The sequence below is a fragment of the Spirosoma sp. 48-14 genome, from assembly GCF_001898575.1.
GTDB lineage: Bacteria > Bacteroidota > Bacteroidia > Cytophagales > Spirosomataceae > Spirosoma.
Genome location: NZ_MKUD01000019.1, coordinates 19,181 through 35,034 on the forward strand (window position 1 = coordinate 19,181; position 15,854 = coordinate 35,034).

General features: G+C 49.9%; 12 protein-coding genes. 5 read left to right on the top strand and 7 right to left on the bottom strand.

Features of this window, described 5'->3' with window-relative positions; all coding sequences use genetic code 11:
* Window positions 1-232: 232 nt before the first annotated feature.
* Genes BGO59_RS11730 through BGO59_RS11740 form a run of 3 tightly spaced genes read right to left on the bottom strand, consistent with a single transcriptional unit; the run spans window position 233 to window position 5,380 of the window.
* The gene (locus tag BGO59_RS11730) at window positions 233-673 is read right to left on the bottom strand and encodes a RidA family protein (RefSeq protein WP_293683814.1); all 441 of its coding nucleotides are present in this window, start codon (window positions 671-673) and stop codon (window positions 233-235) included.
* 12 nt (window positions 674-685) lie between these two features.
* Window positions 686-2,248 (bottom strand): SusD/RagB family nutrient-binding outer membrane lipoprotein, encoded by a 1,563-nt coding sequence (locus BGO59_RS11735; protein ID WP_293683815.1) that lies wholly within the window; start codon window positions 2,246-2,248, stop codon window positions 686-688.
* A gap of 18 nt (window positions 2,249-2,266) precedes the next feature.
* A complete protein-coding gene (locus BGO59_RS11740; protein WP_293683816.1) occupies window positions 2,267-5,380 on the bottom strand; it encodes a SusC/RagA family TonB-linked outer membrane protein in 3,114 nt (1,037 codons plus the stop codon).
* A gap of 444 nt (window positions 5,381-5,824) precedes the next feature.
* Between BGO59_RS11740 and BGO59_RS11745 the strand changes: the two genes are divergently transcribed.
* Window positions 5,825-6,583, top strand: coding sequence for a DeoR/GlpR family DNA-binding transcription regulator (locus BGO59_RS11745; RefSeq protein WP_293683817.1), 759 nt, complete (start codon window positions 5,825-5,827; stop codon window positions 6,581-6,583).
* A 181-nt stretch (window positions 6,584-6,764) separates the two neighbouring features.
* Here the strand turns inward: BGO59_RS11745 and BGO59_RS11750 are convergent, their stop codons facing one another.
* Window positions 6,765-7,799: a dienelactone hydrolase family protein gene (locus BGO59_RS11750; RefSeq protein WP_293683818.1), complete on the bottom strand. Its 1,035-nt coding sequence runs from the start codon at window positions 7,797-7,799 to the stop codon at window positions 6,765-6,767.
* 153 nt (window positions 7,800-7,952) lie between these two features.
* Window positions 7,953-9,032, bottom strand: coding sequence for a DNA polymerase IV (gene dinB / locus BGO59_RS11755; protein WP_293683819.1), 1,080 nt, complete (start codon window positions 9,030-9,032; stop codon window positions 7,953-7,955).
* A 214-nt stretch (window positions 9,033-9,246) separates the two neighbouring features.
* On the opposite strand from dinB, the gene BGO59_RS11760 reads away from it, so the two are divergent.
* Both BGO59_RS11760 and BGO59_RS11765 read left to right on the top strand, forming a co-directional pair.
* The gene (locus tag BGO59_RS11760) at window positions 9,247-9,585 is read left to right on the top strand and encodes a PadR family transcriptional regulator (protein ID WP_293683820.1); all 339 of its coding nucleotides are present in this window, start codon (window positions 9,247-9,249) and stop codon (window positions 9,583-9,585) included.
* Window positions 9,582-12,263, top strand: coding sequence for a permease prefix domain 2-containing transporter (locus BGO59_RS11765; protein ID WP_293683821.1), 2,682 nt, complete (start codon window positions 9,582-9,584; stop codon window positions 12,261-12,263). The genes BGO59_RS11760 and BGO59_RS11765 overlap by 4 nt, the downstream gene beginning before the upstream one ends.
* A 108-nt stretch (window positions 12,264-12,371) precedes the next feature.
* Here the strand turns inward: BGO59_RS11765 and BGO59_RS11770 are convergent, their stop codons facing one another.
* Both BGO59_RS11770 and BGO59_RS11775 read right to left on the bottom strand, forming a co-directional pair.
* The gene (locus tag BGO59_RS11770) at window positions 12,372-13,223 is read right to left on the bottom strand and encodes a sugar phosphate isomerase/epimerase (RefSeq protein WP_293683822.1); all 852 of its coding nucleotides are present in this window, start codon (window positions 13,221-13,223) and stop codon (window positions 12,372-12,374) included.
* 87 nt (window positions 13,224-13,310) lie between these two features.
* Window positions 13,311-14,537, bottom strand: a complete 1,227-nt coding sequence (locus BGO59_RS11775; protein WP_293683823.1) for an ABC transporter permease — start codon at window positions 14,535-14,537, stop codon at window positions 13,311-13,313.
* Window positions 14,538-14,741: 204 nt separating this feature from the next.
* Between BGO59_RS11775 and BGO59_RS11780 the strand changes: the two genes are divergently transcribed.
* Both BGO59_RS11780 and BGO59_RS11785 read left to right on the top strand, forming a co-directional pair.
* Window positions 14,742-15,290: a DNA-3-methyladenine glycosylase I gene (locus BGO59_RS11780; RefSeq protein WP_293683824.1), complete on the top strand. Its 549-nt coding sequence runs from the start codon at window positions 14,742-14,744 to the stop codon at window positions 15,288-15,290.
* Window positions 15,291-15,473: 183 nt separating this feature from the next.
* Window positions 15,474-15,821, top strand: a complete 348-nt coding sequence (locus BGO59_RS11785) for a PadR family transcriptional regulator (protein WP_293683825.1) — start codon at window positions 15,474-15,476, stop codon at window positions 15,819-15,821.
* Window positions 15,822-15,854 lie beyond the last annotated feature (33 nt).

A 15,854-nucleotide genomic window follows, 5' to 3' on the forward strand; every position in this document is an offset into this window, starting at 1 on the left:
TTAAAGGAATAATGATCTGATTAATGTGGCTCATAGGAGGTGGGTGTGAAGTCAGCTACTCATAGCTGACTTCACACCCACCTCACGAATATCCCGATTCCAGTGAAAAGAAGTCAAGATTAGACAACCCCCTAAAAAAGAGGACGATACACTAAAAATACCCTTACCCGTCGAGCGCGTTTCCACCGTGCAGCTATATCGCTGAAAGCAAGGGTGTTTTTAGCCATAAGCCTTAGACATACGCAATACAATCCATTTCCACCAGTGAGTTACCCGGTACACCTGCACGTGGAGCTACAGTTGTCCGAACGGGCGGTTTGGGACCAAAACGACCTTTGAACACCTCGTTCATCGGCTTGTAATCCTTCAGGTCATGGAGATAAACATTCACCTTCAATACCTTCTCCATCGATGAACCCGCTTTGGTCAGTTCTTTCGCCATTTCGTTAAGCACATGGTCGGTATGCGCTTTGATGTCGCCCTCAAAATGAGCCCCTATTCCGAAAATGAAAACCAGATTATCCAGCTTCTTCGCACTCGAATACAAGGGTACGTCCTGATGGACACCTCCATCCGTCACCTGATGGTCGGCAGACTTCATGGATGTCAGTCCCGCCAGGCTGGCGGCTGACGAAAAAAGTCGTCTGAAAAGCGAGTGGCGTTGTAATCTCATGTGCCTATCTTCTTACTTATCCCACCAAACCACACTCGACAGGGTATTGGTACCGCCCTGGCGCGTTCGCGCTTCGATGAAATTGGTTTTGTTATACGTCTCTTCCGAATCAGGGATTACGAAGCGGGTTGGAATCTTGCCCCCAGTCAAATTACCTGGATAATTGGTCGGCGTCAACACGGGATAACCCGTACGACGCCAGTTCGAGAAAATCTCGTATTCGTCTTCCAGGAAAAGGGATACCCATTTCTGTGTACTGATCTGCTCCATCTGCTGGGCTACCGTGCCGCCGGTTTTGTACGGATTAGCAACCAGATAAGCATTGATCTTCGCGTCGGAAATAACGCCCCCCGTACCAAAAAGTGACCACTGACGCATACCGGCTTTTACTGCATTGGTGTAGGCTGCTTCCGCCGAACTCCCTGTATACCAACCCCGAACAGCCGCTTCGGCCAGCAACAGATATATTTCGGCATTGGTCATTACCAGCAACGGGGCACTGTATTTCAGCAGTGTGTTTGGATTGGGTTCCGAAAACGAGTTGAAGTTCGCGGGCAGACTGTTATAGGCTGCGTTGGGCATACCACTTTGCAGGGCGGTAGTGGTATCGGCCGTAAACGTTTTATTGTCTGTGGTTGTCCACACAATCGAAATTACGTTCAGCCGTGGATCTTTGGTATTCTTCAGATAATCGATCAGGGTTTTGGCAAACTTCCCTCCTTCTACGTTATCGCCACCGGGTGTCACGTAATCGGTGCTGAGCAGGCCACTGGCAATAAAGTTCCGGCTGGCCGTTTGCGATCCATCCACATAGGCAATGGTAGCCCGGTCGGCATCATCCAGAATTACCCCACCGGCAATGGCTTTCTGTACCCATGTTTTCGCCGTTGTCGGATCTACTTCGGTCAGGCGCATCCCTAAGCGTAGCATCAGCGAATACGCGAATTTCTTCCACTTGGTCACGTCGCCCCCAAACATCAGGTCGGCATTTCCGAACGTTCCTTTCGAGGCATCGAAGGCCGCAATCGACTCGTCAAGCTCCTTGAGCAGATCAGCATAGATGGTCTGCTGCGTATCGTATTTGGGACTGTAGTTCTTATCCGACAGTGCTTTTCCTGCATCGAAATACGGAATATCGCCATAGATGTCGGTTAACCGGTGGAATATATACGCTTTCCAGATACGGGCTGCCGACAGTTTGTTCACATTTAGCGCATTGCCCGAAACGGCATCGATCACCTGCCGAATGGAGATGATAGCGCCCTGTCCGGCGGTAGTTCCGGCGTAGGCATTCCAGTTGCCCGTCGAATAGCTGTAGTTAAAATATTTGTCCCCGGCTGCCGGTACTTCCTTGTAAGTAGCAAAGTGCTGCATCGACTGGCCGATGGTCAGGTAGGCGGCTCCCGTAAAGTTGGTACTCACTCCGTCCAGCTGAGCGCGGGTGAACAGATACTCCGGAACAACCTCAGCATATTTATTAGGGTCAACGTTCATCTCCTCGAAGCCCTTATCGCAGGCTGTCAGAAGCAGAAATAACGGAGCCACGAAACCTATTTTTTTGATCAGACTCTTCATGGTCAGGATGTTATCAGGTTAGAATTTCACTTGTAAGCTTACACCAAGGCTGCGGGTTCTGGGTACGCCAAAGGCTTCCAGGCCCTGCGCGTTCGTGCTGGTGTAGCCCGACTCCGGGTCGAAATACTGATTCTTCTTATCCTTGTACAGAATAGCCAGGTTTCGGGCCACAAACGAGATCGACGCCGATTGTAGCTTCAGGAACGACAGTTTGCTGACCGGAAGGTTATAGCTGAAGATGATCTGACGGAGCTTCACGAAATCGTTATTGAACATGAACATAGCCGTGTAGTTCTTGTCGTTGTCGTAATAGGTGTCTACATCTTCCTTCGCCCAGGTTTTGGTGAACGGTGCCCCTTCCGGCGTTACACCCGTAACGGTAATCCCTGTTTCGCGACCTGGTAGGGTTTCCTGCGGCAGACCGAAGCGATATGCATACTGGTACAGGTTCGAATACACGATGCTGCCAAACTTCCCATCGACCAGAATGTTGAGCGAGAAGTTTTTATAGCGGAAATTATTGGTAATCCCCATCGTCAGTGGCGGGGTGCCCTGCCCGATTTCCTGTAGATCGCCCCGAACGGCGTAACCGCTAGCCGTGTTGAACACTACATTACCGTTGGCGTCGGTCTTTTTCCGATACCCCCATACCGTACCATAAGGCCGATCTAATACGTTACGAACCAATCCTCCACCAACGCCAGTTCCCACATCGATACCCGTCAGTCCGTCGGCCAACCGCTCAATTTTGCTCTTGTTATAGGCCATGTTGTAGCTCAAATCCCAGCTAAAATCAGCCTTCCGAATCGGTGTTCCGGTCAGCAGAAGTTCAACCCCTTTGTTACTCAGTTCTCCCACGTTCAGCAAGGCCGAAGTATAACCCGACGAAAGAGCAATGTTTGAGGTAACGATGTCGTTGGTGGTCTTTCGGTTGTATAACGTCAGATCAAAACCCAGTCGATTGTTCAGGAACTTGGCTTCAATACCGCCTTCGTAGGTTGTTGAGGTCAGCGGTTTCAGGTCGGGGTTTGGCACCTGCGACGACGAGAGCACCTGCACCGGACGGCCATTGTGCCCACCCTGCTGCATCGAATAGTACTGGTAAATCTGGTAGGCATTAACCGTAGCGCCCCCAACCTGTGCATACGACGCCCGCAACTTGGCAAAGCTAACCGCCTTGGGTAACCGCAGGGCATCCGACAGAATGAACGAGCCCCCCACCGAAGGATAGAAAATGCTGTTGCGCTTGGGATTCAGCACCGAAAACCAATCCTGCCGACCCGAAAGCGTCAGAAACGCCAGGTTTTTATACCCAAAATCGACTGAGCCAAATACCGAGTTGATGGCACTTTTCATGTACGTTGGGGTGGTCGTCGACGTAGCCAGGTTCGTGTAGCTGTAGAAATACGGTACTGTAAACTCACTACCGGCAATCAGCGTCTGGTCGTAAATAGATCGCTGGGCATTTGCCCCCAACAGCGCCGAAAAACTCAGGTCCGATAGCAGGTTGGTATTGTAGTTCAGCGTCAGCATGCCGTTGGTTTCTGAAGCGCTGGTCTTGCGTGCTTCGTAGGTTCCCAAAGGCTGGTACGCGTTGTTGGTTGGCTGTACGTATTCCGATTGGAAGCTGTAAAAATCCTGACTGACGCTCCCTTTCAGGAACAGGTTGTCCAGAATGTCGTATCGGATACTTCCCTGGCTGATAAAGCGATTTTTGGTATCGTCGTTTTTGAACTTATTAACCACGAAATACGGATTTGGAGCCGCCGGAACCGGGTTCCATTCCATTTCTTTCCCGGTTACCGGATCATATCCCGGTGCCAGGCTGCGGATATCGACCACGTTGGCCACCAGGTACGTAGCCCAGTGCGGGTTCATATCGGCATAGCCTACTTTGGGCCGGTTGGTCGCTTCTTCATAATTGTACTGGAAAACCGTTTCGATACTCAGCTTTTTACCCAGAAACGCATTCAGGTTCAGATTGGCAATCCGCCGGGCAAAGGACGAATTCGGCACAATGCTGTTCGACTGGGTATTGTTCAGACCTAACCGGAAATTAACCGACTCATTGCCACCCGTGAAGGCCACCGAATTGATGTAGTTGCTGCCGGTCCGATAGAAGTTTTTCAGGTTATCTTTCTGAGGTGAATAGGGATGCAGTTGCCCATCGACCTGAATCGTTGGCTGACCGTCCATCCGGGCCCCGTACGACAGACGTCCCGTGCTTTTGGCTTCGGTGACAGTCGTTGGCTTTTTCCCATCTAAGCCCTGCCCAAATTCATACTGCCAGTTTGGAATCACAGCAATACTTTCGAAGGTCGTATTGCTGTTGATCTCTACCCCTACGCCTTTCTGACCACGGCCTTTTTTCGTCGTAATCAGAATAACCCCATTCGATGCGCGAGCGCCATATAAGGCAGCCGCCGGACCGCCTTTCAGCACGCTAATCGACTCAATATCATCAGGATTAATCCCCCCGATACCATCACCCCGGTCTACGTTCATGCCGTTGCCGTCGGAAGCTGTACCTCCACCAGGAATACTGTTGTCCATCGGCATCCCATTGATTACATACAACGGCTGGTTATTTCCGTTGAGCGAGCCATTACCCCGGATAATGATCCGGCTCGAACCACCCGGCCCTGTAGCCATACCTGTCGCATTGACCCCGGCAATTTTACCCGTCAGTGCATTCGCCACGTTATTCTCACGAGCCTGCGTAAACTCGCTTCCTTTCACTTCGGAAACGGCATAGGCCAATGCTTTTTTCTCCTTCGAAATCCCCAGCGCTGTTACAACTACCTCGCCCAGGCTGGTGGCGCCTTCTTTCAGGCTGACATCGATTACTGATCGGCCAGATACGGCAATTTCCTGCGCTGTAAAGCCAATGTAGGAAAAGATAACCGTAGCCTGCGCACTGGTCAGATTAAGGGTGTACTTACCCTCACTGTCCGTTACAGTTCCTTTGGCCGAACCTTTTTCCAGGATTGTTACGCCCGGAAGCGGTTGCCCATCGCCTGCATTGATCACTTTCCCGGAAATCGTCTGCGCAAAGGTGGCAGCACTTACCAACCAAAGTGTCATCAGGAGCGTACCTCGTCGGGTAAGCCAATGTCGTAGTATACATTTCATAAGCATACACGTGGTTAATGTGATTAGTTAGGTTAATACTGGAAAGGCGACTATTTTGCAAATACCGCAACCTTATTTTGCAATATTTGCACAAGTATACGCATTAAAAAAGCCTTAAAGCAATTTTAATTCGCCTTTTTTGCAGCATAGCACATAAAATATATGCAAAACCTGCGTTTTTATTCTTATTTCTATAGTAAAGCTAAGAACTATGCAAATTTTGCAAAAGTCAAGAGTGGGGTCGAATTAGTATCCCCCTTCTCTTTGCCCTGCCAGGGATCGGACCATTCATACGACTGATGTGATCATAGTATCGTGCAAGTGGCCCGTGAGGAGATACATCCCGGAAAAGCCACCGCAAACGGTAAACAGAAAACCGTACTAGGTTAGACTTGGTTTATTTTCCACTTTTACATTTCGATTACCAGGATTTGTTGTAACAGTATGTCTATAGCCTTTTTAAAAGACGAGCGCAAACAACTAATTATCAAGCAGATAAACCTCCACACACGTGTTAATCTGACCGATTTAGCGAATGCCCTGAATGTATCGGAGGATACCATCCGACGCGACATTAATGACCTTTCAGATGAAGGAAAGTTGATAAAAATTCGTGGAGGGGCCATGTCGAAAGCCTATCACCATTCGTCACAAATTCAGGAAACTTACGCGCATACGAACAAAAAGATCATTGCCGAAAAAACAGTGACGTTGCTGCGGGATGGCATGTTGATCCTGATGGGGGGCGGAACCACCATCAGGGAGTTCATTAAACTGATCCCTGCTGATTTACGGGCTACGTTTATTACCGTCAATCCTCTATCGGCGGTTGAGCTACTGGATAAACCTAACCTGGAAATCATCATGATTGGCGGACAAATCTCGCGGTACAGCCAGATGAGCGTCGGTGGCGAAGTGTACCAGCGCTTATCCGAACTTCGAGTCGATTTGTGCATTATGGGCACCAATGCCATCGATGCCAAAGAAGGCCTTTCCGACTCCGACTGGGAAACCGTACAAGCCAAAAAAGCGATGATCCGAGCAGCTCAGAAAGTGGCCGTGCTATGCATATCCGAGAAAATGAACAGTGTAATGCGCATGAAAATTGCCGATCTGGATCAGGTCGATTACCTCATCACCGAACTCCCAGCCGATTCGCCACAACTTGCCCCCTACCAGGGCGGCAAAACAACGGTGTTGTAAGAACTCACCTACCCTGTGCGGTTATGTGGTGTCAGATGCTTACATCTGACACCGTGAGGTTTTGAGAAACCTCACGATCGGGCTTAAGAACCCGACTTCACAAACGAGATACCTCCGCCCGTCCACGATATAATCGCGGACGAGTACAACGCTAAGCGCTCTTCGCGTTTAAAGCAGAAAATCACAACCATTTTTTATAAAAGGCCAGAATATCGGCTCGCATCTCGGCCGTTTCCTGATGACCCACATCATAGATCCGTAGCTGCCAGGCAGACGGGGCTCCCTCCTGCCGATAAATAGCCTTGAGGTTTTTATCAATTTTTTCGAGCCCATCGACGGGGGTAAGCTTATCGAAGCGACCAGCCAACCCCAGATGCGGCCGTGGCGAAATCAGTCCGTTGATGGATGAAGTCGTAAAATGATTCAGCAAATCGGGGACGTAGTAGTAAATACCATGCAAGCCCAGCCCTTTGGCCGCTATAAGCGCCTGGTAATCCGTCAGGCAACAGAGATCGACACACACCTTTATCCGTTCGTCGAGCGCAGCCAGCCACCAGGCCATCGTACTTCCCATCGACATACCCATCGTCGCAATACGTTTCGGGTCAATCTCAGGCCGGGTTTGCAGATAGTCCAACGCTCGTAGATTATCATACACCATCATCCCCCACAGCACCTGCCCGTGCCAGAGCATTTCTTTAAACGTATCCTGTTCTCCCCGCGCCCGTCGCTCACCGAAGCACCAGCTATCGATGCATAAGCCCGCGTAACCTTCCCGCGCCAGGGCCAGCGCATAAGCAGGCTGCTGCATTTCGGGCCGTCCACGAACAAACTCTTCTTTCCCAACGTCGTATTGCCCAAAGTGCGAGTGGTTAAACAGCACAACCGGAATCTTGCCCGTTGCAGCTTTTGGTCGGGTAAAATAGGCGGGCACCTGCTCAATACCGTTCAGATCGAGCAACAACTTCTCAATGATCAGCTCATCCGTTTGCCGGGTTTCGATCAACTTCACCGTAATGGGTCGATGCCGATCAGGCAGTTTCCCCAGCAAGCGATAGAGTTCGGCCCGCTGGGCTTTTTTATCTGGAACAGCGTTTTTGGGCGAATCAGTACGGGCCATGTGCTGGTGAACTTGCGAATTTATCGACAAATAGTGGGTAAAACTCAGGCTACAGAGGCCAATCAGAACAGGCAGAATCCAACGTTTCCTGAACATATAGGACGAAGTAATTACGTATCTGTTAAAATCCGATTTCCTCAAAAATTACTTATTTCTCCTTTTAAGCCTCTATTTTCACCAACGCTCTATTCAAGTGACGATGAGATCATGCTATTGTGACGGGATAGTCATCGACTCCTTGTTGGGCAATTATAAATTCAGCGTCAACTGTCCGGCTGCGGTTGCTGGCTCGGCCTTAAAACTGGACAGCGAAACCCCTAGCAAACGAACCCCTTTAGGAAGAGGCAGTAAAGCCGCTAATAATTCGTGACTTAACTGAGTAAGCGCTGGCTGACTAGCGATAAAACTGGCGGCTGTTCGGCTACGGGTAATCTGCTGAAAATCGGCATATTTCACTTTCAGCGTCACCGTTCGGCCCAGAATACCCGTGCGTTCGCAATATGACCATACGCTGTTGATCAAGGGCTCCAGTTCGGCCACCAGATCAGCATGCTCGGTCAGGTCCTGATCGAAGGTGGTTTCCGAGCCGACGGATTTCCGTTCGCGGTCGGGCGTGACAGGCCGTGGATCGATAGCTCGGGCGATGTTGAAATAATGATGACCGACTTTGCCAAAATGCTGGGTCAGGAGCGTTTCGCTTTGCTGGCGCAGATCCAGCCCGGTATAAATGCCCAATTGATTCATTTTGGCCGCTGTAACCCGGCCGATGCCATGAAACTGACCTACGTTCAGTTGTTCAACAAAGGCCAGACCTTGATGGGGCTTGATCACAAACAATCCATCCGGTTTTCGGTAATCCGATGCCAGCTTTGCCAGAAATTTATTGTACGAAACCCCGGCCGACGCCGTCAGGCTGGTTGTCTGCTTGATCTGATCTTTAATGGCCTGGGCAATTTGCGTAGCTGTTCTACCCGACTCCAGACTGTCCGTAACATCCAGATAGGCTTCGTCCAGTGAGAGCGGCTCAATGAGTGACGTAAACTGAGCGAAAATAGCCCGAATCTGCCCCGAAACGGATTTATAGACATCAAAACGGGGCTTCACAAAAATCAGATCGGGGCATTTGCGAATGGCAATAGACGAAGCCATAGCCGACCGAACTCCAAACTGACGAGCTTCGTAACTGGCAGCCGCCACCACACCGCGTTGCCGGGAACCGCCGACCGCAACGGGTTTACCACGCAGTTCCGGGTTATCGCGCTGTTCTACAGATGCATAAAAAGCATCCATGTCGATGTGAATAATTTTTCGAATTATTGGCTCCTCCATTGAGTCTTGCGTACTACCTAAGATACAAAAAAACACGAAGCTACCTTCCCCCAAATCAGTCTTTTTTTATGCTGGAGCTGTTCAGCTTCGGACAGTACCTGTACGATTTCGGACAACAGCTTCCCACCCAAATCAGCCCAGTTTACCCGAAAATGCCGTTTTTATAAGTTGGCAAAGCATTTGTTCTACAAAAGTTGAATTTATTGGTCAGGATATGAAACGAACGTATCTGGGTGAGTTTGAAGAAGTGGTTTTACTAACCGTTGCGGTCTTGCATGAACGTGCCTATGGCGTTGCTATTACAGATGAACTTGATCGACAAACCGGGCGCTCGGTGAGCATCAGTGCGGTTCATGCGGCCTTGCATCGGCTCGAAGAAAAAGGGATGCTCACTTCCCACATGGGCGATGCGACCGCCGAACGGGGTGGTCGGCGAAAGCGACTATTCACCGTTACGATGTTAGGCAGCCGCACCCTGCACGACATCCGGGCCATGCGCGACCAGTTATGGAATTCTATTGCGCCGAATGCCTTACCTGCCATCAGCCTATGAAACCGACACATCCGACTGATCCGCCCCGTTTCGCTGATCAATTGCTCGAATGGTTCTGCGCTCCCCACCTACTGGAGGAGATACAAGGTGATCTATACGAACGCTACAAGCGGGATGTGGGCCTCGTTGGGGCAGCACAGGCCAACCGAAATTATTTCCTCAATGTGGTACGTTTTTTTCGCCCCTTTGCCCTCAAACGAAAAGCATCTGAATATACGTCACCCATTTTACTAAGTCCTGTTATGCTACGCAACTATCTCAAAACCAGCCTGCGGAATCTGGCCAAATACAAAGCCAGTACGCTGATTAACCTCTTCGGCCTTACCCTTGGGGTAACCGCCTGTCTGGTGATCTATCTCATTACGCACTATGAACTAAGCTATGACACCTTCCATCCCGACAGTAATCGAATTTACCGGCTGGTGGGCGAATCGCAGCACAATAAAACCGCCGAAAAACATCCGGTCGGGTTCACCCCCAATGCTGTACCGGCCGCTATTCGTCAGGAAATTACCGGCATCGGCACAGTGGCCGCTTTTCACAATATCGAGTCGGAGGTATTGATTCCGAACGGCAGCGAAAAACCAATCAAATTTGAGCACCGCCGACACGGGGTCGATAATGCCGAGATCGTGGTGGTTGACCCAACGTATTTCGACATTTTCACCTACAAATGGCTGGCGGGTAACCCAAAAACGGCTCTGAATGACCCATTTAAGCTAGTCCTGTCGGAACGAAAAGCCCGTAAGTACTTTGGCAATTTACCCATTGACCAGATTATGGGTAAGGAACTCATTTACCAGGATTCGGTCCATGTGCACGTGGCAGGTATTGTGCAGGACTGGAACCAGCCCACTGATTTGACCTTCACCGATTTTATCTCATTAGCAACGGTTAGAACCAGTCAGCTAAAGAAGGGAATTAACCTCGACCAATGGGAAGATATCTGGTCGGCATCGCAGGCGTTTGTCAAGTTGCCTGCCGGGGCTACGCTCGAGCAGTTTACAGCCCAGTTCCAGCGGTTTGGCAAAGCGCATTACCCGAACGAGTTTAAATTTGTACCCGCTTTGCAGCCGTTGGCAGACCTGCATTTCGACGAAGATTATCAGGATAACTATTCCCGAAAAGCGCACTTGCCTACGCTTTATGGACTGATGGGCGTTGCGGTGTTCATCCTGCTGATTGCGGCTATCAACTTCATCAATTTATCGACCGCTCAATCGGCGCAGCGAGCGAAAGAAACAGGCATTCGGAAAGTAATGGGCAGCAGTCGGGCGAGTCTGATTGCCCAGTTTCTGAGCGAAACGACTTTCCTGACCCTGATGGCCGTCTTAATTTCTCTACTGCTGGTCCATCCGATTCTTTCCGCGTTCCAATCGTTGACTCCCAAGGGGCTAACCTTCACGCTTTTTAGCGCGCAAACGGGTTTCTTTCTCCTGGCAGTTATAGTGGTCACGTCGTTATTATCGGGCCTATATCCGTCTTTTGTTCTGTCGTCGTATGTTCCTGCGTTAACCCTTAAAGGACAGGCGGGTCTGTCCATCGGCCGGAAAGCCACCCTTCGCAAAACCCTGATTGTCTTTCAATTCACCATATCGCTGGTCTTTATCATCGGCACATTGATCGTTGAACGTCAGCTTGGCTACATGCGCAACAAGGAACTCGGATTTACCTCCGATGCCATTGTATCTGTCCGCCCACCCTGGGGAGACAAAGGGAAAGTCCTGGCGCAGCGAATCCGATCCCTTTCGGGTGTTGAGCGTGTTGCGATGGAGTGGTTTCCGCCCATGGGTCAGGCGTTTATGGTAACCAAGCTCAAGTATCAGGGAAAGAAACAGGCCGTTGACATGGATGTGTCGGCCAAGATTGGCGACGAGAATTTTATTCCGCTCTATCAGCTCCGTTTACTGGCTGGACGTAACTACGTAAAAAGTGACTCCTTACGCGAAATCGTTATCAACGCTCACTACGCCAAAGCCCTGGGTTTCCGGCGGTTCAACGACGCCCTGAATAAACTCATTGAGTTTGATGGCAAAAAATACCCCATTGTGGGTGTAGTCGCCGATTTTCATGAACAATCATTCCATGAAAAAATGGGGCCTGTCTTTATGGGCTATATGCCCCATGCGCGAAATCTGGGGATTAAACTGTCGACAAAAGGCAAGCAGATGAGTGAGTTAAAAACCACGCTGGCCAGTATCGAAAAAGAATGGAAAGCGGTTTATCCCGATAACCGATTCGAGTATACCTTTCTGGATGACTCTATTGCCCAGCTCTACGAAAAAGAGCAGAAAACCAGCCAGTTGGTTAATACAGCCACGGGGATTGCGATCCTGATTTCATGCATGGGACTATTTGGACTGGCGATGTTTACGGCCGAACAACGGACCAAAGAGATCGGGGTTCGGAAGGTACTGGGCGCATCGGTCGCCAGCATTGTAGCGTTGTTATCAACGGATTTTCTGAAGCTGGTGGTTATTGCGCTGGTCATTGCTTCGCCCATTGCCTGGTGGGCCATGAATCAGTGGCTGAACGATTTTGCCTACAAGGTCGATATTGACTGGTGGATCTTCGCGCTGGCGGGTCTATTGTCTGTGGGCATCGCCTTATTCACGGTCAGTTTTCAAAGTATTAAAGCGGCATTAGCCAATCCGGTGAAATCACTGCGGTCAGAATAATTTTGTAGAGACGCGATACCTCGCGTCTCCTGTGCGTCAGCAATAGGCTACCTTAATAAAACATTCCGGTAATAGAACATTGGTCAGGAGACGCGAGGTATAGCGTCTCTACAATTTCACCCGATTATACATCTGGCGGAAGTTTTTCACGCTTTCGGCAATTTCGGGGCCGTTGTTTTCCCAATGGTATTCGTACTCGACCGAGATCGGGCCTTTGAAGTGCTGCCGCTTCATTTCGGCGATAACCTGCTCGATTTTACAATCGCCTGTCCCCCAGACAACGTCGTGATACTTGCCATCGGGGGTATCTTTCTTCACATCCTTAAAGTGCATGCCCAGTACATGCCCGTTTAGCTTTTTCAAGCATTCGACCGGATCGAGGCCCGAACGAACCCAGTGACCGATGTCTGAGCAGGAGCCCACGTATTTGCTGCCACCAATGGCCGCCAGAACGGTATCGGGATGCCAGTAACGCGACGGTTTAGGGTGGTTGTGCAGCGCCACATTGATTTTATAGTCTTCAGCCAGTTTCCGAACCAGTGGCATCTGCTGGGGTGTTGGTTCCGAATTAATGTTCAGGACGCCCATATCTTTAGCAAACTCAAAGAGGGCCTTCCATTCATCGTCCGTTTTCGGATTGACAACGCCATAGGCTACCACTGTAAGCCCACGATCTTTAATCAGTTTTTTGACTTTCTGCCGGGTACTGGCATCCATCGTAAAGTCCATTTTCCCATCAACGCCCCCACCAATGGTCTGTCCCGGAAACGCTTCAACGTATTTCAGCCCGCAGCTATCAATTTTGCGCAGGGCCTCAGCGAAAGAAAAAAGTCGGAAGGAATACGCCTGCGAGCCGAGTTTCCAGCCCGCTTTGTCTTCAGGATTTTTTTGAGCCAGCAACGGAGCACTGGCTACCGAAAGAAGCAGCCCACAGAGCAGGAATTTTGTCAGATATTTCATAGATACCGGGATTAGTTTTGGCTAAAAGCTCCGAACAAAGGCCGTTTACCCAATCCATACCCCGCTCTTTCCCGAAACTACCCCAAACTACTCCCGTCGAATGGCATCCACAGGATTGAGTCGGGCCGCCCGCATGGCTGGGTACGTACCGAAAATAATCCCGATCAGCATGGCAATGACGATGATGATCATAAACGTATTCCAGGTATAGGCAACCTGAAACGGTACATCGACCAGCGCCTTTATAATCGGGATAAACGCCATCGAACTGACGATACCTAAACCTAGCCCCATCAGGCTACCAAAGGTCGAAATGGTAATCGATTCAGAGAGAAACTGCCACAGAATATCCCGTCTTTTCGCGCCAAGCGCCTTTCTGACCCCAATCTCAACAGTACGTTCAGTTACCGAAATCAGCAGTACATTCATCACCCCGATACCTCCTACAATGACCGAAATACCAACAATGGCGCCCATCACCAGCCGAAACAGCAGAAACCCTTTAGCTGCCTGGCTAACCCGCAGTTCATTGGTCATAACGGCGAAGTCGTCCTTACCGGATTTGGTGTTGGTTTTCAGCCAGTTTTCGACCTGCGTTTTTAACACGGGGACATCTTCGACCTGTTCGGCGACCACAACTCCCATCGGCGGGCTGGCTTTCAGCGCACTGTCCGACACTAGTGTAATAGGCATGAGCAGTTGCCCCGTTTTCGCATCTTTATTGGCGGCAATACCGATGATTTTCAACGGCTTATTTTTGTAGATCACCTGTTGCCCAATGGCCATTTTCTCCGGCTGATTTCCAACCAGTTGCTTCGCCAGATGCTGGTTGATAAACGCAACGGGCTGTCGAGTCTGTAGTTCAGCGTCGGTGAATGTCCGTCCCTGAATCAGCGTCAAATCAGGATGGATCGGGAAGTTGGTCCCGGTGACGAGCGTACCCATTGCCCGGTTATCGATCTTTGTCATTACCTCCCCGTTCTGTCGCCAGTACAGATACCCCTTTGCGGGTTTGGTCAGTGACGAACGTAGTTTCTGAAACGACGGATTGGTAAAATAAGCGTACTCATTCTTCAACACCCGAACCTCATTGACCGACTTGTACGGATTGGTCTGAATAAGAATCGCTTTCAGATCGGTCGTTTTGGTAATCTGTTCCTGCGCATACTGCTCCATCCCATCGATCAGCGACAGAATAGCCACTAAGGCTGCTACCCCAATCACAATACCCAGAATGGACAGTACCGTATGGAAAAAACGGGTACGGATGTTTTCCAGAGCGGTCGCAAACGCAAAAAGGATATTTTTCAGCATAACAAACAGGGGCAACAATAATGGCTGGATCAATTATCGAAACAAGCTAGGCGACAACAATCATAAAAGCAACGTCTAAATGACAGACGGGTAAATTTGATCGCCAAGTGTTCGGATGGAGACGGACAACGACTGGAATTAACAACCATTCAGTATCTTTCGGGCCAACAGCCCCTATTCCAATCTACCTGATTACGTAACCGTATGTCTTATTGCCACGCCATCGACACCATGACCGAAGAACGGAAAGCCCTCCATAAAGCCTATCACGACCATCTGTATGGCTTCCCCATCCACGACGACAATGAACTGTTTTGCCGACTGGTCCTGGAAATCAATCAGGCGGGTCTGAGCTGGGAAACCATCCTGAAAAAAGAAGCGACGTTCCGAAAAGCCTACGACAATTTTGACCTGAAAACCGTGGCCAGCTATACCGATGCTGACCGAGAACGTTTAATGGCCGATTCGGGCATCATCCGCAATCGTCTGAAGATCAACGCGGCCATTGAAAACGCTAAGACAATTCTACAATTACAGGCCGAACATGGTTCGTTTGAGAACTGGCTGGAATTGCATCACCCCAAAACAAAAGCCGAATGGATAAAGCTGTTCAAAAAAACATTCCGGTTTACAGGCGGGGAAATCGTCAATGAGTTTCTGATGAGCATTGGTTATCTACCCGGTGCCCACGCTACCGACTGTGGCGTGTATAAAACCATAGTGGACGCCCGTCCGAAGTGGTTAGTTGGCTAATTTATCTGCGATTTTTATCCTGCTGAACCAGACAAGTCATGTCCCAAACCGTACAGCCAATGTCCACTTTCGGACATTGGCTGTTTTCGTATTTCAGCTAAAAAGGCCATTCTGATGCTCCTAATGGCCTTTCTTCGTTTTGGCCGTTGATTTGCTCAGCAAAAATAGAACTAACAAAATCCGATGAAACGAAGCTACTTAGGTGAGTTTGAAGAGATCGTTCTATTAACGGTTGCCGTACTGGAACTACAAGGACAAGCCTACGGAGTGGCCATTACGCACGAGATCATTGAGCAAACTGGTCGCTCGGTACGGCTCAATCAAATCCACGCGGCCCTCGACCGACTTGAGGAAAAAGGCATGGTGAAGTCGGAAATGGGCGAACCTACTGCCGAACGGGGTGGACGCCGGAAACGGCTCTTTACCGTAACGGCCTACGGTCGGCGAACCTTGCAGGAAATTCAGGAAGTCCGGGTTAGTTTCTGGAGTCGATTGCTGAATCCATTAAACCTAACCATCATTGGAGGCTAACCCTTCCTTGTAGAAACGGGTGCGCCGTTGCGA

Excerpts from the sequence above, each read along its gene's own strand:
- BGO59_RS11730 (WP_293683814.1), bottom strand. The coding sequence starts at position 673 with ATGAGATTACAACGCCACTCGCTTTTCAGACGACTTTTTTCGTCAGCC.
- BGO59_RS11735 (WP_293683815.1), bottom strand. The coding sequence starts at position 2,248 with ATGAAGAGTCTGATCAAAAAAATAGGTTTCGTGGCTCCGTTATTTCTG.
- BGO59_RS11740 (WP_293683816.1), bottom strand. The coding sequence starts at position 5,380 with ATGAAATGTATACTACGACATTGGCTTACCCGACGAGGTACGCTCCTG.
- BGO59_RS11745 (WP_293683817.1), top strand. The coding sequence starts at position 5,825 with ATGTCTATAGCCTTTTTAAAAGACGAGCGCAAACAACTAATTATCAAG.
- BGO59_RS11750 (WP_293683818.1), bottom strand. The coding sequence starts at position 7,799 with ATGTTCAGGAAACGTTGGATTCTGCCTGTTCTGATTGGCCTCTGTAGC.
- dinB (WP_293683819.1), bottom strand. The coding sequence starts at position 9,032 with ATGGAGGAGCCAATAATTCGAAAAATTATTCACATCGACATGGATGCT.
- BGO59_RS11760 (WP_293683820.1), top strand. The coding sequence starts at position 9,247 with ATGAAACGAACGTATCTGGGTGAGTTTGAAGAAGTGGTTTTACTAACC.
- BGO59_RS11765 (WP_293683821.1), top strand. The coding sequence starts at position 9,582 with ATGAAACCGACACATCCGACTGATCCGCCCCGTTTCGCTGATCAATTG.
- BGO59_RS11770 (WP_293683822.1), bottom strand. The coding sequence starts at position 13,223 with ATGAAATATCTGACAAAATTCCTGCTCTGTGGGCTGCTTCTTTCGGTA.
- BGO59_RS11775 (WP_293683823.1), bottom strand. The coding sequence starts at position 14,537 with ATGCTGAAAAATATCCTTTTTGCGTTTGCGACCGCTCTGGAAAACATC.
- BGO59_RS11780 (WP_293683824.1), top strand. The coding sequence starts at position 14,742 with ATGTCTTATTGCCACGCCATCGACACCATGACCGAAGAACGGAAAGCC.
- BGO59_RS11785 (WP_293683825.1), top strand. The coding sequence starts at position 15,474 with ATGAAACGAAGCTACTTAGGTGAGTTTGAAGAGATCGTTCTATTAACG.